The organism is Niallia tiangongensis (genome assembly GCF_044704065.1).
In the GTDB taxonomy this organism is placed as follows: Bacteria; Bacillota; Bacilli; order Bacillales; family Cytobacillaceae; genus Niallia; species Niallia tiangongensis.
Map to the genome: position 1 here is coordinate 2922392 of NZ_CP162613.1, position 24789 is coordinate 2947180.

At 34.5% G+C, this 24789-nt stretch carries 22 protein-coding genes; 4 read left to right on the plus strand and 18 right to left on the minus strand.

Annotated elements, in window-relative coordinates; genetic code table 11:
• Window positions 1-310: 310 nt before the first annotated feature.
• From AB3U99_RS14040 to AB3U99_RS14085, 10 genes are all read right to left on the minus strand, one after another.
• Window positions 311-1090: a TerC family protein gene (locus AB3U99_RS14040; RefSeq protein WP_400241863.1), complete on the minus strand. Its 780-nt coding sequence runs from the start codon at window positions 1088-1090 to the stop codon at window positions 311-313.
• A 34-nt stretch (window positions 1091-1124) separates the two neighbouring features.
• A complete protein-coding gene (locus AB3U99_RS14045; RefSeq protein ID WP_400241864.1) occupies window positions 1125-1706 on the minus strand; it encodes a TerD family protein in 582 nt (193 codons plus the stop codon).
• 110 nt (window positions 1707-1816) lie between these two features.
• Window positions 1817-2413 (minus strand): YpjP family protein, encoded by a 597-nt coding sequence (locus AB3U99_RS14050; protein WP_400241866.1) that lies wholly within the window; start codon window positions 2411-2413, stop codon window positions 1817-1819.
• Between the two features lie 128 nt (window positions 2414-2541).
• Window positions 2542-3318 carry a class I SAM-dependent methyltransferase gene (locus tag AB3U99_RS14055; protein ID WP_400241867.1) on the minus strand — a complete coding sequence of 259 codons (777 nt, stop codon included), beginning with the start codon at window positions 3316-3318 and terminating at the stop codon, window positions 2542-2544.
• 288 nt (window positions 3319-3606) lie between these two features.
• Window positions 3607-4041: a BrxA/BrxB family bacilliredoxin gene (locus tag AB3U99_RS14060; protein WP_400241868.1), complete on the minus strand. Its 435-nt coding sequence runs from the start codon at window positions 4039-4041 to the stop codon at window positions 3607-3609.
• Between the two features lie 97 nt (window positions 4042-4138).
• Window positions 4139-5260: a conserved virulence factor C family protein gene (locus AB3U99_RS14065; protein WP_400241870.1), complete on the minus strand. Its 1122-nt coding sequence runs from the start codon at window positions 5258-5260 to the stop codon at window positions 4139-4141.
• Between the two features lie 350 nt (window positions 5261-5610).
• Window positions 5611-7497, minus strand: a complete 1887-nt coding sequence (locus tag AB3U99_RS14070; protein WP_400241872.1) for an ABC-F family ATP-binding cassette domain-containing protein — start codon at window positions 7495-7497, stop codon at window positions 5611-5613.
• The gene (locus AB3U99_RS14075; protein ID WP_400248077.1) at window positions 7478-8128 is read right to left on the minus strand and encodes an HD domain-containing protein; all 651 of its coding nucleotides are present in this window, start codon (window positions 8126-8128) and stop codon (window positions 7478-7480) included. The genes AB3U99_RS14070 and AB3U99_RS14075 overlap by 20 nt, the downstream gene beginning before the upstream one ends.
• Window positions 8129-8283: 155 nt before the next feature.
• Entirely contained in the window at window positions 8284-9144 is an 861-nt protein-coding gene (locus AB3U99_RS14080) for an amidohydrolase family protein (RefSeq protein ID WP_400241874.1), read from the minus strand.
• A gap of 17 nt (window positions 9145-9161) precedes the next feature.
• Window positions 9162-12224 carry a GNAT family N-acetyltransferase gene (locus AB3U99_RS14085; protein ID WP_400248078.1) on the minus strand — a complete coding sequence of 1021 codons (3063 nt, stop codon included), beginning with the start codon at window positions 12222-12224 and terminating at the stop codon, window positions 9162-9164.
• A 325-nt stretch (window positions 12225-12549) separates the two neighbouring features.
• Here AB3U99_RS14085 and AB3U99_RS14090 point away from each other — a divergent pair, with 325 nt between their 5' ends.
• Entirely contained in the window at window positions 12550-13143 is a 594-nt protein-coding gene (locus tag AB3U99_RS14090; RefSeq protein ID WP_400241876.1) for a MerR family transcriptional regulator, read from the plus strand.
• Window positions 13144-13239: 96 nt separating this feature from the next.
• On the opposite strand, the gene AB3U99_RS14095 is transcribed toward AB3U99_RS14090, so the two are convergent.
• The 3 genes from AB3U99_RS14095 to AB3U99_RS14105 all read right to left on the minus strand — a co-directional run bounded on the left by AB3U99_RS14095 (window position 13240) and on the right by AB3U99_RS14105 (window position 16087).
• Window positions 13240-13722, minus strand: coding sequence for a glutathione peroxidase (locus AB3U99_RS14095; RefSeq protein ID WP_400241878.1), 483 nt, complete (start codon window positions 13720-13722; stop codon window positions 13240-13242).
• Window positions 13723-13734: 12 nt separating this feature from the next.
• Window positions 13735-14271 carry a hypothetical protein gene (locus AB3U99_RS14100; RefSeq protein WP_400241879.1) on the minus strand — a complete coding sequence of 179 codons (537 nt, stop codon included), beginning with the start codon at window positions 14269-14271 and terminating at the stop codon, window positions 13735-13737.
• Between the two features lie 127 nt (window positions 14272-14398).
• The gene (locus tag AB3U99_RS14105; protein WP_400241880.1) at window positions 14399-16087 is read right to left on the minus strand and encodes a formate--tetrahydrofolate ligase; all 1689 of its coding nucleotides are present in this window, start codon (window positions 16085-16087) and stop codon (window positions 14399-14401) included.
• A 399-nt stretch (window positions 16088-16486) separates the two neighbouring features.
• Here AB3U99_RS14105 and metA point away from each other — a divergent pair, with 399 nt between their 5' ends.
• A complete protein-coding gene (gene metA, locus AB3U99_RS14110; protein ID WP_400241882.1) occupies window positions 16487-17395 on the plus strand; it encodes a homoserine O-acetyltransferase MetA in 909 nt (302 codons plus the stop codon).
• A gap of 93 nt (window positions 17396-17488) precedes the next feature.
• Here metA and AB3U99_RS14115 read toward each other — a convergent pair whose 3' ends face one another.
• Window positions 17489-18193 (minus strand): AIM24 family protein, encoded by a 705-nt coding sequence (locus AB3U99_RS14115; RefSeq protein ID WP_400241884.1) that lies wholly within the window; start codon window positions 18191-18193, stop codon window positions 17489-17491.
• Between the two features lie 207 nt (window positions 18194-18400).
• Between AB3U99_RS14115 and AB3U99_RS14120 the strand changes: the two genes are divergently transcribed.
• Window positions 18401-18613, plus strand: coding sequence for a DUF3892 domain-containing protein (locus tag AB3U99_RS14120; protein ID WP_400241886.1), 213 nt, complete (start codon window positions 18401-18403; stop codon window positions 18611-18613).
• Window positions 18614-18702: 89 nt separating this feature from the next.
• Window positions 18703-19832, plus strand: a protein-coding gene (locus tag AB3U99_RS14125; RefSeq protein ID WP_400241888.1) for an IS3 family transposase whose coding sequence is annotated in 2 segments (ribosomal slippage) — window positions 18703-18949 and window positions 18949-19832 — 1131 coding nt in all. Because the reading frame shifts where the segments join, the coding sequence is not laid out codon by codon here.
• A 111-nt stretch (window positions 19833-19943) separates the two neighbouring features.
• Here AB3U99_RS14125 and mntR read toward each other — a convergent pair.
• The 4 genes from mntR to AB3U99_RS14145 form a co-directional block, all read right to left on the minus strand.
• Window positions 19944-20369 carry a transcriptional regulator MntR gene (gene mntR, locus AB3U99_RS14130; protein WP_400241889.1) on the minus strand — a complete coding sequence of 142 codons (426 nt, stop codon included), beginning with the start codon at window positions 20367-20369 and terminating at the stop codon, window positions 19944-19946.
• A 354-nt stretch (window positions 20370-20723) separates the two neighbouring features.
• Window positions 20724-22874 carry a DNA topoisomerase gene (locus AB3U99_RS14135; RefSeq protein WP_400241891.1) on the minus strand — a complete coding sequence of 717 codons (2151 nt, stop codon included), beginning with the start codon at window positions 22872-22874 and terminating at the stop codon, window positions 20724-20726.
• A 320-nt stretch (window positions 22875-23194) separates the two neighbouring features.
• Window positions 23195-24184 carry an aromatic acid exporter family protein gene (locus AB3U99_RS14140; RefSeq protein WP_400241893.1) on the minus strand — a complete coding sequence of 330 codons (990 nt, stop codon included), beginning with the start codon at window positions 24182-24184 and terminating at the stop codon, window positions 23195-23197.
• Window positions 24184-24483, minus strand: a complete 300-nt coding sequence (locus AB3U99_RS14145) for a hypothetical protein (RefSeq protein ID WP_400241894.1) — start codon at window positions 24481-24483, stop codon at window positions 24184-24186. Before AB3U99_RS14145 ends, AB3U99_RS14140 begins: the two co-directional genes overlap by 1 nt.
• Window positions 24484-24789: the final 306 nt, after the last annotated feature.

The following is a 24789-nucleotide window of genomic DNA, read 5'->3' on the forward strand; positions in this document are numbered from 1 at the left end:
AGGATAATTAATTATATCTTACAATAAAACTTTTTTTTTGAAAATATTTACTTTATAAAGGCATTTTTAAGGAGTTTCCATAATGCCTATCGTAATCAATGCGAAGGATATCCTGTGCAGGTAATAGGCGGAGGAGAAAGAATAAGCTAACTTTTTTGGGAGGCTGTTTGCGTAAAGATTGTTGCGCTTAATTCTCAGCCTGAAAAATCATTTTTCCGATTAAAAACAAACAATCTTAGAAAAGTGTCTTAGGAAAAGAGGATATCTCTAGCAATATCTATGTAAAGCTACTAGAAATATCCTCAAATGATTAAGCTTCGCCCTGTTGTTCTGCTTTTTTCTTATTTCTAAAGTGTACAATAAAAGTTGCACCAAATGCTAGAACTAATAATCCAAAGAAATAAATATGATCTATATGAATATCAAATACTCCTAGCAGCATCTTAACTGCGATAATTAAGATTAGGATATAAGCAGTTGCTTCCAGCTCTGGAATTTTATCAATTAACTTAAGGAAAACACCTGCTACCCCCCGCATCATAAGAACGCCAAGAATACCACCAATTAATAATACCCATACTTGATTACTTACACCAAATGCAGCTAAAACACTGTCTACAGAAAAGGCAATATCCATTAATTCAACAGAAATTACTGTTCCCCAAAATAGACCGAATGTACGAATAAGAATCCCATTTTTATTAATGCCTTTATTCTCTTCTTCGTCTTCTGTTTGATTTGCTGCTTTTCTTCGATCCATGAAATATTTAATAGCGAGATATGCCAAATATGCCGCTCCTAGTACTTTCACCCATGAGAATTCGATTAGATAAACACCAATACCGATTGCTATAAAGCGGAATAAATATGCACCTAACAAGCCATAAAACAACGCTTTTCTTCTTTGCTCTGGTGGTAAATGCTTAACCATTACAGCTAGCACCAATGCATTATCCGCAGATAATAAACCCTCTAATATTACTAGTGTTCCAATATAACCCCAACTTACTGGGTCAGTTAAAACTTCTCCCCACATTTCCCAGTTAAAAAACTGAGCATATGTATCAATAATTGTCTCAAATATTCCCATGAAAAAAGCTTCCCCCTAAAAAATGCTAATAAAATTAGCCAACTTGTAGTCCAAAATCAGTAGCTAATGCAGCTAAACCGCCTTGGTATCCACTTCCAATTGCACTAAATTTCCATTCATTATTATGACGATATAATTCTCCAACAACTAATGCTGTCTCAATAGAGAAATCCTCTCCTAAATCGTAACGAATTAACTCTTCATTTGATTCCTCATTTAAAATACGAACATAAGAATTAGAAACTTGGCCAAAATTTTGATTTCTTCCTTCGCCATCATGAATAGTAATGGTAAAAGCAACACGCTGAATGTTAGCAGGAATTTCTTTTAATTCCACAATGATTTGTTCATCATCTCCGTCACCTGCACCTGTACGATTATCTCCTGAATGAACGATGGAACCATTTCCACCTGTCGGATTATTGTAGAATACGAAATCAGCATCATTTGTTACTTTTCCATTTTCTCCAAGTAAGAAAACAGATGCATCTAAATCAAAATCTTTTCCGCCATCATACTTATTTACATCCCAGCCTAAACCAATAATTACTTTTGATAATCCAGGATTTCCTTTTGTTAAATCTACTTTTTGTCCTTTTGATAAACTAATTGCCATAACTTTACTACCTCCAAATTTTTCATTATAGTTTCTATACGTATTCTGAAATGAAAAGTTTCAACTTCTTTCATTCACAAGCAACAATCGTTACATGTCGACCTATTATTCTAACTCATCCACCTTGGGGGAGTATTTTTATCCCAATAAATTTCCCCAAGTGTATAATGAGTTTGGAATTGATCATGATACGTATGGTAATGGAAGTTAAAATAGTATCCTTCCTGTGGTGGGCGATCCCTTCTTACGTGAAAACGAATAATGTCCTCATTTTGTCTTGAAATATGAAATATTCGCTCACTTGTTCCTGATGATGGGAGCTCACTCACATTCAAATAGCTTAACTCCTCTTCCGGAAAAATACTGGTTACTTCATTAATTGCTTTTTCCATATTAGGGAGAACGACTAGACGAAATTCATCTTCAATTACAGGTTTGATTTTCGATCCAAATTTTATATAACTTTGCTCTTCCGCTTTTTTAAGCATTTCACTAATAAAGGCTTCTCTCGATAAGAATTCCTCTTTACTATCCGCCAGTATAGCTTCTTCTATACTTTCTCTAGCAAAAGACATTTCTCGTTCATCAACTGGTTTCTTATCGTTATCACTGCTATTATTTAAAAATGTAGATGGTAATGGAGACACAAGACCAAAAGTTAAAATAGAAACAAAAACAACCAGGCTTTTACGAATCCAATTAGGCATTTATTACACCTCGCTTTCCGTTCATCCTGATGACAAAAAAATGCAATAAAAAATATTGATAGTCTAAGTATATATTATTTCCTATCTAATCTTCTAGTATTATCCTATATAGATAGATTATTTTTTCATTATTCTTTTTTTAGCCAGATTCCATAGTGGAATTGGGCTGATTTACGTTTTAGCTGTTCAAATTGAAATCGGTCAAATCTGCTACTTCTAAAATGATCTTTCAAAACGACTCGTTGTTTTGCAACCCGCTTTGCATGATTGATTATTTCTTCTGTCAATTCCTCATAATAGGCTAGTTTCTTTAATGGATGAATACCATCAGAAGAAATTTCTTCTTCGAACATGGGATCCAAATAAACACAATCCATACTATTTTCTTCTTTGCGGATAAGCTCATCTAATGCGTTAATGTGCTTAACTCTTACTCTACGCATCGCATTATCAATTGTCGAATGACTCGTCTCCCATTCTTTTAAACCAGTTTTCACAAGAAAAGCGATTACTTTATTCACTTCCACCCCCTCTACATATCCATTGCCTCCAACTGCAAAACTAGCAACAATACTATCTGAAGCAAGGCCTAAGGTGCAATCTAAAAAGCTCATCCCTTTTGTTAAATTGGTTGCTTCGATAAATGGATCATGTTCGTGATTAATAAGCCTTTTAATCCGGAATACAGCTGAATTTGGGTGAAAAAAAAATGGTTGTGCTGTATTTAAGGGATAAAATTCAAATCGATTTTTCCCGATGATTAGAATATCCGTCATATAATACGCTTTAAGATAATCGATTGATGCTTTCTTTCGTTCTACAAATTTACAATCAAATTCTTCGGCAATTCTATTTGAGAGAATTTCCATTTCATTATTTGTTCTGCCCGCAGTTGTTATAATCATATTTTTCTCCTAATTATCATGAATTTATTTTTCTAATAAAGTGAAACTTCCATATGCGGGGTATCCCCATTGAAGGTTAATTGAACCATTCGGACTTTTACGGACAGTTGATCTCCTACCTATCTTCCTCAAATCCTGGGTAAGTAAGAGAGTAGAATCTTACTGGAGTTTAAGCGTGGGATAAAATGGAGATTGATTCCGTTTATTTGAGGATGGAACATGATAACAAAAAAAAGAAAGTTCATGAGAGAAAGTGTCATCCCCTTTATCCCATGAAACATTCTTTGTTTAGCAATATTGTTCAAGAGCTGATACTAGATTTTCCATAATTGCTTCCATTGAATTTCCTTCAATATCGTAACGGTGAATAAAGTGAACAACTTTATTGTCTTTAATAAGTGCCATAGAAGGAGAGGATGGCTCAATATCTCCGAAGTATTCGCGCATTTTTGCTGTCGCATCTTTATCTTGACCAGCAAATACCGTTACTAAATGATCTGGTTTCTTTTCTGATGCAAGTACTGCTTGTGTAACGGCTGGTCTTGCTAAGCCTGCTGCACATCCACAAACTGAATTAACCACTACTAAGGAAGTCCCTTTGTTTGTTTCAATAAATTGCTCCACTGCTTCTTCTGTTACTAATTCTTCAAACCCTGCTTGTGTTAGTTCTGCTCTCATTGGCTTTACCACTTGTTTCATGTATTCATCATATGCCATTGACATATTCAATTCCTCCAATTCCTACGTGTTTTATATTCCATAAATATACATTAGAAATGCTCTTCCTGCAATCTAAAAAGCATCAAAGTTGCTAACAGACTTATTTTCGCGCCTCTGTCATTTGTTTCCAAACTGAGCCTTTTGCTTCTTCCCCTAATTCGATTCGTTCAATTGCCAATTTTATTTGCAGGCTAACTTCAAATTCTGGATCATCTTCATGAGTCTTCAATGCAGGAAGTGCTCTTTCGTCTCCAACTTCATATAGAAACATAGCTGCTCTCCAACGAACTATCTTGCTCTTATCTGACAGTGCATCCATCATTTCTTCCATCGCTTCAGGGAATCCTAAATCTGATAAACAATCACCTGCAGTACGTCTGACAGTTACTGTTTTATCCTTTAAAGCCTTATACAAGGAAGGTAGAACGGCAGTATCCTCAATCATTCCAAGGTAAACAGTTGCGAGTCTGCGAATTGATGGTTTTTCATCATCAAGCGCCATTGTTAAAACAGGAATATCGGCAACAGTAGGATCTTCGCTTTGCTCTAGTTTTTGATATCTTACTTTCCAATCAGGATCCTCTAAATCGGAAAAAGTAAGCTTTGTTTTTACTCGCACAGCATTTTCACTTGCTTCCGTTTGAGGATTTTTAGCGTGTTCGATGATTGCATCCAATCGTTCTTGCGGATATGCAGCAACGAGTTCTTCCACCATAACATTACCAATTTCATCAAACTCGCCATATCGCACGCCATATTCTTTCCATTTTCTCGTCATCACAACATTATCTTCAGGAGTACGCACTGCTGAAATGGCTTGAATAAACGATTCAGGTAACCCGAATCTCCTTTCTTCATTGCCATCCGATAATTTAATTTGCATTGGAATACCTTTATACATTTGAACTTGGACCTTAATTTCCCCGTAGTGCTCATTTATCTCCTGTGGATTCTGGGCTGCTTCATCCTCACCAAAGACAATGCGCACTTTTGAAAGCAATTCCTTCCAATCATAGCGCGCATTTCTTTCAACTGCTAAAAAATCGGCTACATGATAGACCCCTTTAATCCCTTCAATGGAAAGGATATTTCGAATTAATTCAGGTGCATCTTCTAATGTTTCTGCCTTATAATTATTGCTTTTTCCCATTGGCAACTCTTGGTCTAAATTAATTTTCATTGTATTTGGACTTGGTGTTGGTTCAATAGAAATAATTCTCACATTCCATTCCCCCTCTTCTTACATCCTTTATATTATCATGCTTTATTGCTTTTCAAAAAAGAAATAGCTTTCGGATTTTTCTTTTGGTTATTTTTAAAGATATAACATGAATGTTACTCAGCTTGATCAGCTTTGAAACTAACTAAATTATTCATTTTAAATAATTGTTAGCCCGAAGAACAACACGAATGGATCCACAGCCTGATTACAATTCGTTTTTTCGCTGGTGGACTGCGGAGGCTCCCCCTGTCTTGATCGCCTTGGCGTTTTCATGTATACAGGCAGCTCAGTTATTTATAAACTGTTAAATTTTACTTTTTGAGCTAAGTCCAAAATATTTCCCCTATTCATTACAATTTCTCTGCTATTTCCGATAAATAGCTCCATCGCTCTATAAGATATTCTAATTTCTCATTTAATTGATCTTGCTCTTTCATTAATTCAGCAGCTTTTTCAAAATCACTGCCTGTCTCGGCTAAGTCTGTTTCAATATTTGCCAGTCTTTCTTCTACCTTTTCAATATCCTCATCGATTGTTGCCCATTCTCTTTGTTCATTATAGCTAAGTTTTATTTTTTTCTCTTTTGGCTCTTTCTTTGCAATCGGTGTGTCCGACTTTTCTTTTATTTGTTGTTCTTCTTTTCGCTCAACCTCTAAATATTCACTATAGTTGCCATAATAAGTATCAATAACACCATTTCCCTTTAATATCAATAGCTGTTCAGTTACTTTATCTAGAAAATAGCGATCATGAGATACGGTAATAACGACGCCATTAAAGTCTTCTAAATAATCTTCAAGGACCATTAATGTTTGTGTGTCTAAATCATTGGTTGGCTCGTCCAATAAAAGCACGTTTGGTTCTCCCATTAAAATTTTCAATAGATAAAGTCGTCTTCTTTCTCCTCCAGAAAGCTTTCCAATAATTGTTCCATGTGTATGAAGGGGAAATAGGAATCTTTCTAGCATTTGTGCTGCCGTAATAACTTTTCCATCTGAAGCCTCTATTACTTCTGCTGTTTCTTTTAAATATTCAATCATTCTTTTGGAAGTATCCATATCTTCGTTTTCTTGCCTATAGTATGCTACCTTCACAGTCTGACCAATAATTCTTTCACCTGCATCAAGGGATAATTTACCTGCCAATATATTTAGGAAAGTTGATTTTCCCGTTCCATTTTTACCGATTATCCCAAATCTATCACCAGGTTTCACAAGTAAATTAAAGTTATCTAAAATGATTTTATCCTCAAAACGCTTGCTTGCATCAACCAATTCAAAGACTTGCTTTCCTAATCTGCTCCCTTTAAGGGAAATATCTAATTTATCTTTTCCTTTTACATTAGCTAATTTATCGTCCAATGTATCAAAACGTTGAATTCTTGCTTTTTGTTTTGTCGAACGAGCCTTTGCCCCTCTTCTAATCCATTCTAATTCTCTTCTAAATAAATTCTTTTGCTTCTCAATTGTTGCCGCTTCATTTTCCTCACGAATAGCTTTAGCCTGTAAGAAATCTCCATAGTTTCCTTTATAGCTATAAAGATTTCCTCCATCTAGTTCAAACATTCTATTCGTTACGCGATCTAAGAAATATCGATCATGGGTTACTAATAAAAGGGCTCCAGTATATCGACTTAAATAATCCTCCAGCCATTTCACTGCCTCAAAATCGAGATGGTTTGTCGGTTCATCTAAAATAAGTAAATCTGGCTCTTGGATGAGGACTTGCGCTAACGCAACACGTTTCTTTTGTCCTCCCGACAATTCACCAATTTTCTTATCAAAATGCTCAATCCCTAATTTCATTAAAACAGTCTTTGCATTTGTATGAACTTCCCAGCCGTTTAAAGCATCCATTCTTTTTTGCAGATCAAAAAGCTTTTCATGAAGTTTTTCGTTTTCAGGGTCATTGTTGATTTGGATTAACATGGCTTCATACTCTTTAATAAGTGTTAATACTGGTGCATCGCCAGCATATACTTGATTCAATACACTAAGGTCAGAGTCTAATTCAGGACTTTGTGCTGAATAAGCAATCTGATAATCTTTCGGAGCAATTATCTCTCCTTCATCGGCAATGTCAATTCCAGCCACAATTTTTAATAAAGATGATTTTCCTGTACCATTTATGCCGATTAAACCGACTCGTTCTTTTTCACTTATTGAAAAAGATATATTTTCAAATAGTTTTTTCTCCCCATATGTTTTGGTTATATTTTCAATTAAAATACTCTTCATCCTGTACATTCCATTCTTTATAAAATTCTTGTAAAAACTTTTCCATAAACAGATGCCTTGCTTCTGCTATTTCTCTGGCACTATCTGTATGTAATAAATCTTTTATTTTTAATAGCTTCTCATAGAAATGATGAATAGAGGAAGAGTTATTTTTCCGGTATTCTTCTTCCGTCATCTTATCTTTTATTGGTAAAGCGGGATTATAAATTGGATTTCCTGTGCTTCCTCCATAAGCAAAAGTTCTCGCGATTCCAAGTGCTCCGATCGCATCCAAACGATCTGCATCCTGGACTATTTTAGCTTCTATACTTTTGGGAGAAATTCCATTTCCGCCTTTAAAGCCGACAGAAGATATAATCGCTAATATAGACTCTTTATCCTGAATGTCTATCGGAATAGATTTAAGTATAGCAGCTAATTTTCTTTGACCATCTTCTTTTGATTTATTTAATTTTTCATCCGAAATATCATGTAATAATGCTGCAAGCTCTATAACAGTCGAATAGCCAATCCCCTCTTTTTTTGAAAGAAATAGAGCCATTTTCCGAACTCTATCGACATGATACCAATCATGTCCACTCGCATCTTTTTCCATCTCTATTTTCACCAAATTTTCTACTTGATTTATCATTTCCACTTATTCTCACATCCAGCTATCCTTTTATGAACTTATTGTATCATGAAAAGCAGTTATTCGAATAAGAAAGAATATCGCTTGCTCTATTCAAAAACCGGAGTAGAATTTTTTTCCATTCTACTCCGGTTTTCTTTTCTGTATGAAGTTTCTTATGCTTCCTTTAAAAATGGCTTGATTTTTGGAAATACTTTCAGTGCTGTCCGATAAAATACGTCTTTATGATAGGCTTCAGGTATAAGTTTTTTAATAAACTCGATATAGGGACCAATGGGCGCTAATGGCCAATCTGTGCCAAAAAGCAGCTTATCATAGGAATGAGAAAAGACTAATGCATGACGCAAATGGTCAAGAAATATCCCTTCATGTGCTTCTTCTAGTTCCTTTTTTGCTCCAACAATTAAACCAGATAGGTCTGCATATACATTCGAATTTTTGTAAATAATCTCAGCGCCAGTCAACGTCCACGGATCACCGAAATGAGCCATCATAAATTTCACCTTACGATGTTTTACCGCCACTTCATCAATTGCTAGAGGATGGCTATATTTTAAGAGTCCTCTTTCAGAATACGTATCTCCAGTGTGAAAAACGACAGGTAAATGATACTTTTCTGCAAGCTGGTAAACTGGTTCATAAACGTCATCATAGGCATAAAAGGGATAATAGCCTAAATAGATTTTCATTCCGACAACATGCGGCTTTTGAAGCTCTTTTTCCAAACGTTTAATTGCTGACTTATCCATATCATATGGATTTATGCCAGCACAATAGACTATATTTTCAGGGAGAGATGCAGTTAAATCAAGTCCCATTGGAGTTTGCGTATGATAATCAGGAAAACCCATCTCCGGAGTTTCTGTAACACCCATTCCAATTGCAAGGACAATATTTGCATTCTCCATCTCCTCTTTAATTCCTTCAAAGCTATAATCAACAAAGGAAAGATTTTTTGCAGTATCTTTGAATGTGTCTATATTCGAATAATGAATATGTGCATCAATTATTTTCATCAAAAATATTCCCTTTCTTAAAATACAATTCTTCTGACTTGTTTTACTAAAGCTGGAGAGAGTTCCTCATTCGCAAACAGTAAATAGTTCGGTTCTGTGTATAAGCGGTTCGCTTTTCTTTTACAATTGTCAAAGGAAATTAACTGTATCGCATCTTTGTTACTATAATATTCTGTATCCTTTGCATCTTCACTTGCGATAAAGTAAAGCTTATCTTCCCCTAACGATAAATAGTAATTATCCTTTACATTTGCTTCCTGCTCTTCGTCAGCAACGATAAATCGTTTATTTGTCATCGTATCATCCATGATATGAAGCACACACTTTTCCTTCTCATTACATGCCATAAATAGATTGATATGCCAATCTTCTTCTGCCATACGTTTTCCAGCATCATTCATTATTTCTACAAATGTAATAACTAACGGTAAGCCTGGCATTGTTACATAATATTGCACATACTTTAAACCCTTCCATTTTTGATGATGATTAATCGTTGTTTCAAGCTTTATTCCAGACCAGACATTGTGATGGATATCCTTTAGACTAGTAAACTCACATATTGTATGTTCTTTTAATAGAGAAAACACATTTAACTCTGGTGGACCATTTTTTATGCCTCCACACCACGGATTCCACCAGCTTTTTGCAATCGGTTTTGGAAAAGAGTGCTCCATCCAGTGTTTCCCGTTTGCTTCAAGGGAATAAACACCGGGATAATAGGCAGGAGAAGCTTTAAAGGTCACCACTCCGTTGGAAACCTGATAGACAGCTAATCCTTCTTCTTCTAAAAGATGTGTAGTTAACCCTTTTTGATTCGAAACAAAAAACAAATCAGCTGTGTCCATATCCTTTGTTGCTGAAGCTATAGTAGTAGTCATTTTATTTAGACCTAATTGTATGGCATTTTGATGATTTACTCGATAAACTTCTGATTGCTCTGTATTAATCTGAACGCAATCGACCTTATTATTATTTATTCTAAAGGTAGCATCACCAATTATTGGTTGATTTCTAAAGTTTTTTAGAGATACTTTAACATCTTCATCTTTATCCCAAATCGGATTACCATCGTTATATTCAATGATTAATTCCTTTACAACTTTTCTTTTGTGTTCGTCCTTCATTCCCTCCGCAGCTAGCTCCCATTCTTGCCATTTGCGATAAGCACCGATATTTATGCAAATAGGGGGGAAATTGACTGATTCATTTGATTGAAGGAAGCGTGTAGACTCTATATGCATTTTCCAATTATCCATTTTTATGCGAGCGTCTTTATCCCACGCTACTCCAAAAGGAAACACTGTTGGAGTAGAAAAATACCAATTACCCGTTATATCTTTTGATGCGATTTCAAATGGAAGTACAGTATTTAATTCACAAAATGACACAACTTCTCCTTTTAAAGGGAGAAATAAATTATGCCAAGAATCATAGAATGTTTCTTGTAAGCTTATTTCTTTTGCTACCAAGCTATTATTATTAATTGTTACCCAACGCTTTATTAAACCTTCTGCAAAAAGCTCATTCGTTAAAATAATTTCCATACCAGGAAAATCGCTAGACTTAAAGAATAATTTTATTGCTGTACTGTTTCCAGCTTTATCTGTGATCACCAAATATGGGTTTAGTTTAGACAGTTCATTAGAAAAAGGCTTTCCAATTGCTGGTGCAAAAAGAGTGAAATCTGTATCAGCAATTTCCGTTGTCTGATCAACTTTACTTATAGAAAGCTGATGTGGACCGTTATATACCTTCCAACTCTTATCATTTTCCACTACAAACTGTTCACCAATCCCTTTTAATGCAAGGGTTATCTCTTTCTGAATACTTAATAGCTCATCGTCATTACCCATAATTTCACATTGAAAGTTTTCTTTAAAGCAGCCACAACTCTTCACTTCAACAGGAATTCTAATCCACTTTTTCTCTTTTTTTGCTAGAGTAAAAGAATACTTATCCCCATCAAATTGAATATGTTTATTTAACGGTATCATTAGGTTAGCGCTAATGTCTTTATCTAAATTGTTTTGGAGTTCCAAATCTAAGTAAGCATTCATTCCTTTAGCCAAAATGGCATCTATTTCCTTTGTCTCAATAGAAATTGGCGATTTAGGCAATATCCCCAATTGTAGAATTGTTTCCAATTCGTTTATGCTGAGATCAACTTTTAACGTCGGGAAAGTTTTCCCTTCTACAGGCTCTTCTCCTACCTTTACTACAAAAGGAAATGGAACAATCAACTCTTCCTTCTCCTTTACTGTAAATGTGTTGGAGAAACTGCAGCTAATTCTGCCATCATTATCAGCCCTAGCTTGCAAGGAAATTGGGTTTCCTGCTTTATTTTTAATTTTCAAGAATACTTGCTGTTCTATTTCTTCTATACACTCATGATTTTCTATTATTAATTCCATTTGAAAATCCTTTGTTTCAATATAGCTGATTCCTCTACCGGTTTTTTCGAATTTTACTACAACACTTTCCTGTTCTTTTTGCCAAACATATTCATAGTGCGTAAACCCATGAACAATTTCTCCATCTGGTCTAATTTCCAGGTTTCTTTTTAAATCCTCATACCAATCCATATCTTTTAAATAATGATTGATTAATTCATTATTGCGAACAGTTGGGATAAAGTTCATTAAGTGGGTATTTTTATCGTTATCCTCCCAAAAGAAACCGCAGCGTTTGTATAAAGGAACCGCCTTTAAGTTACCCGCCCAAGTATATAAATCTAGCCTTGGCCATTTTTTGTCTATTGCCATGTTAAGGGCATGTAATAATAATTTTTTACCTATTTTCTTTCCATGATAATCTGGGCGAACATTTAACAAAGGTACATATAATGCTCCGACATCTTCCTTATAAACAGAAAATCCGCAATATCCCACCACTTCTTCACCTATAACAGCTAAGAAAGTGTCAAGATTATCGGAACTTTGCTGCTGCTCGAGCACTTGCTCCTCTGTTTTAATTGATCCTCCCCATGATTCCTTACTCTTCGTCCACATATCAGCCACACTTCTGGCAAACCCATCATGATAGCTAACAATTTTTATTGTTTGTGTTCCATCCTGCATCTTTTCCACTAAGAACCCTCATCCCTCTTATTTTGAATTTTTGTTTGCATCGATACTTCTTTGTGGTTTCGCATATTAGCTCCTCCTTTCATTATTATAGGAATGTTTTTCCAACATCCCCTTCTTATCGTATTATTATTAAGAATATTTGTAAAGATATTGCAATAATAATTTTTCTGATAATTAAATATGCTATCCAACAAAACTAGACAAAGCTCGTCAAAGGATATTTTTCTCTTTTCTCGAAAGATATAAAGACAAGGCTTTTAAACGTCCTTCTAGCCAATGGTTTTGTTTTGATTATTATTATTGAGGGGTGTGTAGAATGTTAAGTGTACAGACAAAAGAACTTTCTATTAAGGAAGAACAAACAAAATTATTAAGTGTGAAAGAAGCAGCAGAATATATCGAAGAAGGTCCTGGGGTTGTACGAAACTGGTTAAGAGAATTAAAAACCCTCATCCCAGTTATTATTGGAGAAAATGGCTATCGTTATTTTGACCAAAAAAGCTTGGATATTTTAGTAAAAGTGAAACAAATGCGAAATGAAAAGCAAATGTCTTTAAGACAAATTGAAGATGAGCTTACATGTCCTGTCCCTACCTCTATCCCAATTGCCACCGATGCCACGGGAAAAATTCTTCAGGATTTACAAACGATCAAAGAAGAATTAGAACTTCAAAAAAATTTCAATCAAGTATTAGTGCAGCAATTAAAAAAACAACAGGAGCATATCGAACGTCAGCAAGAACATATTGTCAGCCAAGAAAAAAAAATAACACTATTAGAAAATCCGATTATCCAGCAAGATATAGAAGAAAATCTTGCTAAATCAAGAAAAACAAAACAAAATTTCATAAACGAAAAGGAAACGAAACAAAAAAAATCAGGTTTTATCCGCTTATTTTCTTATCGTTAACAGTTGAAAAAAGATGTATTAGATACTGGGGTTCTGCCTTTTTTGATGTAAAATTACGTCTCCGCTAAAATTCGGGCAGAATCCCTTTTTTAATGTTTAATGATTCAAGAGCTTTTCAATCTCTTCTTTTATTTCGGATGGCTTTGTATTTGGTGCATAGCGCCCGATTATTTTTCCATCTCGATCAATTAAAAACTTTGTAAAATTCCACTTAATCGCCTTTACTCCAAGCGTCCCAGGTGATTCTTTTGTTAAATATTGATAGAGTGGATCTGCCGTTTTTCCATTTACATCGATTTTTGCAAACATCGGAAACGTTACACCATAGTTAATTTCACAAAACGAGATAATCTCCTCGTTTGTTCCTGGATCCTGATTCAAAAACTGATTGCTCGGGAATCCTAATACAGAGAATCCCTTATCTTTATACGTTTGATACAATTCATGCAACTCTTTAAATTGAGGAGTAAAACCACATTTGCTAGCTGTATTTACAATCAATAATACTTTCTCTTTATATTTGCTTAATGATTGTAAGTCTCCATCCATTGTTTTTACTTCAAAATCATAAATATTCATTTTATCATCTCCTTATACAGTTAATAATGCATCAACAGAGTAAAGGGAAAGTAATGTTTTTTCCATAAATTCCATCATAGTAATCATATCATCTATTTGTTCTTCGGTAATTAAGCGTTTAAAATCAATTGTAATATGATTATTTACTATTTGCTCAGCATCAAGTGGATAAAAACTAATTTCTTGGGTAATCTTCATATCTTTTCCCCAAATATCTTCGACTATGTTTTGTAGCATAGGATAAAGTGATTCAGACTTTTTATGCCGTAAATATAGGTGAATATAGATAGAGGAACCAATCAAGTTTTCCTTGTTTGTACTTGCTAATAACTCTGCAGATAAATTTTGCAAATCTGCCGATAATTCGAATGTTATCTTTGCGTTTTGTTGATTTTTTAACCTAAAAGTAATCGTATAATTCCTTGTTAGTTTACTACTATTAAATAAATCATTTCGGTCTATGACTACGATATCTCCATCCAAATCTCTATCATAAATAAGACCTTCCATTACTGTTCTCATGTTTTCAAAGGCAGTTGGATCAAACATTCTTTTTCTCCTTTTCTTTACCGCTTAAAAAAGCGCAAGCACCTTGCCAAAAGTAGCAGAGAAATGTAAAGCCTCTGCTACTTTTGGCATGCAATACCTTGCGCTTGATTATTAAGATTAACTACGTTTAAAACAGCCCTACCGCTTTCCCATTCTCGTCTACATCCATATTTAAGGCAGCAGGCTTTTTTGGTAATCCAGGCATTGTCATAACATCACCCGTAAGCGCCACAAGGAAACCAGCACCAATAGAAGGCTTAAATTCTCGAATCGTGATTGAAAACCCTTCTGGTCTGCCAATTAACGCCGGATCATCTGATAAAGAATACTGTGTCTTTGCCATACAAACAGGAAGGTTAGCCCAGCCATATTTTTCAAAGTCAGCAATCTGTTTTTTTGCTTTAGAAGAATATTCAACACTCTTTGCTCCATAAATTTTCGTTGCAATTATGTGTATTTTTTCTTCTATCGAAGCATCTAATGAATATATATGCTCAAAATTGTGTTTCTTCTTCTCCAATATCGCTAACACCTTTTGAGCTAATTCGATGCCACCATCCCCACCTTTTTCCCATACTTCTGTTAAGGCCACTGGAATTTGCGCTTGTTCACAAAGCTGTTTCAATACATCAATTTCTGCATCTGTGTCTGTCACGAATTTATTAATCGCAACAACAAATGGTAAACCGAATTCGTTTATGCTCTCCACATGCTTTTGTAAATTTGCAAAACCGGATTTTAATGCTTCCGTATTTTCTACCGATAGTTCTTGCTTCGAAACTCCACCATGCATTTTTAATGCGCGAATTGTTGCAACAATAACGACAATCTCTGGATTTATCTCTTTATTTCTCGACTTAATATTCAAAAATTTCTCTGCCCCTAAATCTGCTCCAAATCCTGCTTCCGTTACTACATAATCCCCTAATTTAGCAGCGGTTGTTGTTGCAATGACACTATTACAGCCATGAGCTATATTAGCAAATGGACCTCCATGAATAATTGCTGGAGAATGTTCAATTGTTTGCACCAAATTTGGCTTTATCGCATCTTTCAACAATAAAGTAAGTGCCCCTTCTACTTTCAAATCACCGACTGTTACTGGCTCTCTATCTATATTATAGGCAACAACCATTTGAGATAATCGTTTCTTTAAATCGCTGATATCTGCTGCCAAACATAATACAGCCATAATTTCAGAAGCGACTGTTATGTCAAACCCATCTTCTCTAGGTACTCCTTGTAAGGGACCTCCTAAGCCGATTACTACTTTTCTTAGGGCACGGTCATTTAAATCAACCGCTCTCTTCCATACGATTCTGCGCTGATCAATTCTGCATTCATTGCCTTGATGAATATGGTTGTCAACTAATGCAGCCAAAGCATTATTAGCAGTGGTAATTGCATGAAGATCTCCTGTAAAGTGGAGGTTGATATCCTCCATTGGAAGCACTTGTGCATTTCCGCCACCAGCAGCTCCCCCTTTTATGCCCATAGTTGGACCTAAAGAAGGTTCTCGCATTGCAATGACCGCTCTTTTTTGTAATTTATTTAATGCATCGCCTAAACCAACTGTCACTGTTGATTTCCCTTCGCCGGCTGGAGTTGGGTTAATAGCAGTTACTAGAATCAATTTACCTGATTTATTTTTTTTCAATTCAATTAATGTTTGTGAGGATATTTTCGCTTTATATTTTCCATATAATTCAATATCTTCGTCAGTTAGGCCCATTTTCTCGGCAATATGTATGATTGGTTTCATTACTGCTTGTTGAGCAATTTCGATGTCAGATTTCATTTCCGTCTTTACCTCCATGATTTCCCTCTGCAATTTTAACCTTCAAATATTATTGTACAATAAAAAACAAGTTATAAGTACACGTTTCGACAAAATCACTTTATTGACTCCACTAACAAATCGCTTTTTTCTCCTTCCCATTATTGTTCTCTTATTAAAAATTTTCCATTATAAGCTAATAAAATAAGCTATCATTTAAAAAATTCTAAACATTATGATTGCGACATATTCAAATCAATTTTATAATAAGCTATGTTATCGGTTAGAGAAAGTATCTTTTCGTAAAAAAATTCGATTTTAAACACTTTATATATTATTTTATTTTAAAAATATATAAACACCAAACATTTTATGTAACACTACTATTTCTACCATTGAAATCATAATAAGATGATAATTAGGAGGAGACATACCTATATGCCAATAAAAATTCCTCATCTTTTGCCAGCACGAGAAATACTAGAAGATGAAAATATATTTGTAATGGAAGAAGGCCGGGCAAAAGCACAGGATATTCGACCATTAAACATATTAATATTAAACTTAATGCCCCAAAAGGAAAAAACGGAGGTTCAAATATTACGATTGCTTGGAAATACCCCTTTACAAGTGAATATTTCCTTTTTAAGAACGGCTTCATATGAATCAAAAAATACAAGTCCATACCATCTTGAACAATTTTATCGAGACTTTGAGGCAATAAAACCCAATCGATACGACGGAATGATCATTACAGGAGCACCTGTAGAATTAATGAGTTTTGAAGAAGTCGATTATTGGGAAGAATTAACGAAAATAATGGAATGGTCAAAGACAAATGTTACTTCTACTCTCCATATTTGTTGGGGAGCTCAAGCAGCCCTTTATCATCATTTTGGAATAAATAAATACGAATTAGAACAAAAATGTTATGGAATTTATTCTCACTATGTTTTAAACCCATCTTATAAACTAATGCGCGGCTTTGATGATAGCTTTTTAGCTCCTCACTCGAGGCATACAAATGTAGCGATAGAAGAAATTAAGAAACATCCGAATTTAGAGCTATTATCTGCCTCAGAAGACGCTGGAGCCTTTATCATTAGCGCAAATAATGGAAAACAAATTATGGTGACTGGTCACTTAGAATATGATTCTGTTACATTAGCAGAGGAGTATAAAAGGGATAAAGAAAAAGGATTAAACATCCATCTTCCACTGCATTATTTTCCAAATAACGATCCGAGTATGCGGCCCTTAAACAGTTGGCGCTCTCATGCCCATTTATTATTTTCTAATTGGCTGAACTATTATGTCTACCAAGAAACACCTTACGAATGGAAATAAAATAGAATACTTGCTTAGAAAGTGTAAAAAAGCGAGGGAAAAACCCGCTCGACCAGCAGAATCCCTCGCCTTTTATGCATTTCACATGAAAAATTAGCCATTATTGTTGCCAGCATTTGAAAAATAAACTTCTTCATATGGCTGAATAACTACAAACCCCTCTCCAGAAAATTTCATTTGAATAGATTCCCCACTCCCTCTTCCAAAAAAGGTTTTAAGAGAAATGTCTGTTACAAACTCTGGCTGCAAGTTGCCAGACCATGCAACAGTAGCATTAGGGTCAGTAAAAACAGGGTTATGTGAAGTAACTCGTAGTGTTAGTGGTTCGTAATGAGACGTGATTGCTACCATTCCCCTACCAGTGAGGTTAATATTAAATAAACCACCAGATAGCACGCCTGCAATTCTTCTCATTAGCTTAATATCCCATTTGATTGTTGGTTCAAAAGCGAGTAGATCATTACCGTTTACAAAAATTGAATCTCCATTTAAATGCAGAATAGAAATTTTCTTTCCTTGGTCTGCTAAATATAGCTGTCCATTCCCTTCTGCTTTCATCAATGAAGCTCCTTCTCCTGTAAAGGCTTTCTTAAACATTTTGCCTAGTCCGTGTTCCAAAATCCCTTCCCGTGTAAATCGAATATTTCCACGATAAGAAACCATACTTCCAGCTTTGGCCCATATTTGACTGGTTAAATTTATTTCAAGCATTCTTTCTGTTTCTAACTCAAAAAGTCCCTCATTCTTATCTTTTTGCTCTGTTTTTGCCAAGAACTCTTCTAATCCATATCTTCCCATGTTCTCACCTCTTTATAAAAATTGTTAATTTAAGGATATCATCTAGCAGGTTGCATGAAAATATAAAAATAGGGTAGAAATAAATATATTTACTCCTGTTATGGAAAACATAGCCTTGGATATGATAATTTTCATAAATTTTGTAAATACGATTATTTGGTAGAATGGTTAAGATTCATATATTTACGAGGAAAGGAGCTAAGAAGTATGGAAAAAATTATCGCTGTTGAAAGAAATCACATGGGAGACATTATTAGTTTTAAAACTTCAAACGGAAGAGTTATTTCCTATCGTAAAGCTTTGATGGATATTGAAACTGGTGTTATCGAGGGGGTAGTAGTTACTGAAAATGTACAAGAAGAAGAGGATTTATCCTTTTCTATTATAGATAGCTTTGACAATTATCCACCCATCTTTTAACTAAAAAAAAATGGATAGGCTACACTAAGTTGGACAGATAAAATAAGGGGATGTAAACTTAGACTAATGAATAAAAGGAGCGTGCTAAAATGACACGTCAACGTCGAACTTTTACTCCCGAATTTAAACTCCAATTAGTGAAGCTATATGAAAATGGCAAATCGCGTGCGGATATTGCTAGAGAATATGATATTACTCCATCTGCGCTAGATCGTTGGATTAAGAATCATCAAGAAACAGGTTCCTTCGCTGCGAAGGATAATCGTTCAGAAAAAGAATCTGAGTTGATGCGCCTTCGCAAAGAAAATCAGCGTTTACTTATGGAGAACGACATTTTAAAGCAAGCCGCGCTGATCATGGGACGAAAATAAATGTGATTTGTAATAACGCTCACAAATATTCGGTATCAGCAATGTGCGACGTCCTCGATATCCCCAAAAGTACGTATTACTATCATGCCGATGTAACAGGTAAACGTGCACAGAAAGCTGAAGATAAAGAGCTTTCCAAGGAAATTGCCCGTATCTTTAAAGAAAGTCGTAATAACTATGGGACACGTAAAATAAAAAAAGAATTAGCTAAGTTGCCAGATCCAAAGCAGGTATCTCGTCGGAGAATTGGCCGGTTAATGAACGAAATGGGCCTTGTCTCAAACTATACAGTTGCGCAGTATAAACCTCATAAGTCAACCTGTAATGAGGCACCAGTGAAAAACGAATTACAGCGTCAATTTAAACAAGAGGAGTATTTAGCCGTTATTGTAAGTGATTTAACATACGTTCGTGTCGGAAAAAGGTGGCATTATGTATGCTTATTTGTTGACCTTTTCAATCGTGAAATCATTGGCCATAGTGCTGGTTCAAATAAGACCGCAGAACTTGTATACCAGGCAATCGCGCGCATTCAAGCGAATTTAAATGATGTCAACATGTTTCATACTGACCGCGGAAAAGAGTTTGATAATAAACTAGTTTCAGAAGCACTAGAAACATTCGGGATTCAGAGATCCTTAAGTATGAAGGGCTGTCCTTATGACAATGCCGTTGCCGAAGCAATGTTTAAGGTATTTAAAACAGAATTCGCTAATGGAGCTCATTTTTCTTCCCTTGAACAACTCGCCCTTGAACTTGATGACTATGTTCATTGGTTCAACAACATTCGAATTCACGGAACACTTGGATATGTAACACCTGTAGAATTTAGAAAGCAAGCCCTTTAATTTTTTGTCCAGTTTAGTGTTGACATTCCAAAAACAATAAGGGCAATTCTCTGTCGGCATCATGCTACTATAGCTATGTAGCATATACCAAGAGAGAATTACCCTTTTTCTTTAATCTAGTGAATCATTTTTTTGCTGAATAATCTTTAATTCTTTCGTATACTCTGGATTCTCCTCAAAAAATTGAACTAAATCACCAATTCGATCAATGGAATCCCAGCTTAAATGATGCTCAATTCCTTCCACATCTTCATAAATATTCTCTTCTTTTACTCCGATAATTCTAAGTAATTGTTCTAAGAGTTCATGCCTGTATACTAAGCGTTTACCGATTTTTTTTCCTTTTGGTGTTAAAACCAGACCTCTATATTTTTCATAAACAAGATATTCATCCTTATCCAATTTCTGAACCATTTTTGTTACAGAGGAGGGATGTACAGATAGGCCTTCCGCAATATCTGATACACGTGCATATCCTTTATCTTCAATTAGGTTGTAAATGCGTTCAATATAGTCTTCCATACTAGGTGTCGGCAATTTTCAACCCCTCCTTTACCAGGATTTCTCCTTTTTTCTATTCTATTCGCAAATGCTTGTATGAGTTTATCTATGTATGTGCTCCCATTTAAGAAAGCACTCCCACTATTTATCAACCGAGAATAAGAACGTTACGAACAAATTGTTTTAGGCAATAATAATGGAAAGAAAATAGCCTTTTAAAAAAAGGCATGGGATTAAAAGAACATTTCTTTAGCATTTTACTATAAAAAAAAAGGGGAAACAAGATTCTTTCTAACGTAAGCTTTTTAATATAGCTGTCTTGTTTCCTCTTTTAGGATGAAAATTGCTTTATCTCCCTATATTATGGATCGATACAATTTCGAGGAAAATCTATTCTGGGAATTCCATTTTCCAACTAAAATATTCATTATCTTGATTCTTCTCATATTTCATAATTGCATCGAATTTATTCCCTTTTTTGCTCACTAATCCTTTGATAGGAGCTTTTCCATTTTTAAGTAATATTTTGACCATTGTTTTTGTCGGCTTTTTCTTCATAGTTGCAAGAAATTTATCATTCTTCCAAATGACGAATTTACAGCCATTCTTCCAATTGCTGCAGCCAAATCCTTTATTTCCTTCTACTACAGAATGACCACAAAGGGGACATTTCCCCAACACTTCTGTCGTTTGCTTAGCATATGTGACTTCTTGAATAATGATATCGGCTTCTTTTTTTATCGTTTCCACTGCGTTGGTCGTGAAGTTACTAATCATTTGCAAAAATTGCTTTTTGCTAAATTGTCCTTTTTCCATATCATATAGGTCTTTTTCTAGTTTACCAGTAAAATCTAAATTAAACAGATCTTTAATTGGGAAGGTTTCCACTATTCTTCTTCCTAAATCTGTGCACACTAAATTTTTATTTTCCGCTTCAATATAACCTATATCTTTAAGCTTCTTTATTGTTTCTGCTCGTGTAGCTGGTGTCCCAATACTAAAACCACTTAAGATGGTCAAAACATCCTCTTCGTTTTCTGCATCAAAGTTTTTCCCGCATGTTTCCATCAACCTTAGTAATGTCTTTTCCGTATGCTCTTTTGGAGGCTCCGTAGTATGGGTTGTCGTTACTGCTTCACTAGTAAAAACCTCTTCTTCTACTTGTACCAATGGAAGCATAACATCTTTCGATTGAATTTTCTCGATTTTTTTCCAACCTTCTACTAATTGGACTTTTCCTTTCGTAATAAAGCTACCCTTTAGTTGTATATGATTTATACTTGTAATGATTTTTGTCTCTTCTACCTCAGCAACTGGCATAAACTGCATTAATAATCGATTTTTTATCGCCTCATATACTTGTTCTTCATCTTGGGTTAATCGTTTAGGTAACACATACGTGGGAATAATTGCACTATGACTCTCTACTTTTTTATTATCGAAAATTCGTTTGGATGGAAAAAATTTAATTTCCTCTTTAAATGGTAAATCTGTTGCAAGAAGATTTACTACTTTTTCCGTTTTCGAAATTAGACTTTCTTCTAATGCAATACTTGCTGTTCGCGGATACGTTATATACTTTTTTTCATAAAGACTTTGTGCTACCTTCAATACTTTATCCGCTGTCCAACCTTTATATTTACTAGTTATATAGCCTTGTAGATTAGAAAGATTAAATAAGAAAGGTGGATATTCCTTTTTCTTCTGCACCTTTTTATCTTTTACAATTGCTGTTTTGCCCTTAATTTGTTCCTCTAATTCTTTTAAATATTGTTCCGCCTTAAACTTTTCTTCTTTATTTTCTATATAAGTACCTGAATAACTGCTTCCGTTTTCCGTTAAAAAGGTGGCTTGTAGTTTATAATAATTTTCTGGAACAAAAGTTTCAATTTCTTTATCACGATCATAGATGATTTTAAGCGTAGGAAGTAAGACTCTTCCTATATTTAATGCCTTCCCTTTGCCCTTTTGATATTTTAAAGTGGCAACAGATGTTAAGTTAATCCCGATTAACCAATCTGCCCATTGTCTGCTAACACCAGCATCTTGAAGGGGACGCAGTTCTTTGTTGGAACGAAGATTCTCTAATCCACTTAATACTTCTTTAGGCGTCCATTCATTCAATAGTAAACGATAAACTTCCTTTTCTGTTCTTAAATTATAAATAATACTATCCCCGATAAGCTGCCCTTCTCGATCATAGTCGCATGCAGAAATAATCGTATCTACATCTGATCTTTTCATCAGTCTGTGAATGATTTTAAGCTGTTTTTCTGCGCCACGATCTGGCTTATCTCTATTTTTCGGATCTGACTTCACTTTATATTGAAATTTGCTAGGAATAAATGGAAAGTTTTCTAGTTTCCATGTAGACATTTTTTCATCATAATCTTTTGCATCATTTAATTGCAATAAATGTCCAAATGCCCATGTAACAATATAGCCATTTCCTTCAAAATAACCATCTTGTCTATTTTTTATTTTTAAAGCATCTGCAATATTTTTCGATACAGATGGTTTTTCCGCCAATATTAATTTCATCTATATCACCTTTTTTCATTACTTACGGTCATCAATATTTTTTATACAAGATAACATTATAATCGCAAAAAAGAGAAATGTATAGAAAGGGTAAAACTTATAAAATTGCAAATGGGGTAAGTTCGAGGTTTTTTTTATTGAATTAATTATATGATTCTGTTTTTCTTACCTTTTACAATGAAATAGAATATGAAGAAGCTGATGCGTGAGGGGATGATGAGCCTCATTATTGCTATGTTAACTCTGTTACTAAGTTAGACGGAGACCGTAACTGTAAATAGAGTCCCCGTCCATTATAAAGGATAAGAAGGAGCATATCGTTAATAGGCTACCTTTAAGGATTTTTTTATTTGTAAATACTGTTCTAATTCTTTTATAACAAAAAAGACATGGGCTTGTTCTTCAAATGAATTCCAGTCATCAGGCAGTTTATCATGTTTAATCATTTCCTCTAATCGCTGAAGCTTACTTAAAAACAGTACTGCTGTATTTCCTGAATGGACACATAAGCTAAGTTCTTCTAAAAAGTCTGCGACAAGCTCTCTTTGATTATCTAAGGTCTCTACAGATATAATACGATCAAATAGCCTAGAAATAATTTCTAATTGCTTTTCTCTAATCGTAAAATATTTGTAATAATAATTTTCTTTTCTAGAAAAATGATTTTCGACATCACGATACGCGACGGATTTAGCAAATTGCACCTCATCTGAAGCTTGTTTTAACTTTGATGCAAAATCTTCTTTCATTTCCTTTGTGCGAAGATACACAACCATATCCATCAAAAGAGCTTTAAAGTATTGCTCGATATCCTTTTGATGAAATTTCATTTCTTTATCAAGACTAGGCATATAACTATTAACAAGTAATGCTGCACCAATTCCAATTATGATTAAGCCCAACTCATTTAAAACAACCTGCCAAGTCATTTGATTGGTAGAATATATGTGGAGAATAATTACCGTACTTGTTACTACACCTTCATTTACCTTCAATAATACGGTTGTTGGGATAAATAACAATAGTAACAATCCAATAATATAGGGCTCAAATGCAATCCCCTCAAAGAAAATATACGAAAATGGAATGGCAAGCATACATGCAATAAACCGTGAGAAGGCACTATGAAGTGATTTCTTTTTGGAATTTTGTACACACAGGATTGTAATTATCGCAGAAGATACATAGAAATCTAATTGAAAAAACTGTGCAATAGATATACCTATGCTAACTGCCACTGCTGTTTTAAGTGTACGATAACCAATTTTATACTTTTTTAATTTTTGCAAAGCTCTTTGCATTTGCATCATTAATCACAACCAGTAACTAGTAAATCATCCTGTAAAGAAGCCAGCCTCGTATTTATGGCAATTTTATCACCAGGCTTTACTAACAATTCCACAACGGATCCACTAAAAGGAACACTTACATCTTTTATTTCCCCTGCTAAAGTTCTAATGGTTAAAATCGTTTCCCACTCATAGAAATAAGCTTTTTCTTTCATTAGAATCTCATTTACAGTTCCTTCATACGGGCTAAGTATCATCTGGTCTTCTCTAGATATTTCATAATACGGACTTTGACTGCTCTTTACAATCGTTTCAATCATTTTAATAAATCTTCCCTTTTTATTTATAGTTTTTTACCTAAATTGCATTCGTTTATTTTTTCCTAAAATAAACTTGGTTTTATAATAGTAATCATGTTAATAAAAACATATTTTCCCTTATAATTCAATGATTTCGAGAATAATTTTTTCGTTTTTTCATAGGAAATTTTTGCAAGATTAAATTCGCTTAGAATGCCGTCAGCACTCGGTTCTTCCCACTAAAATATGAAAGCGGAAACAAGTTTTTCATAAAGGAGAAAACAACCTACACCTACAATATAATATAATATAATATAATATAATATA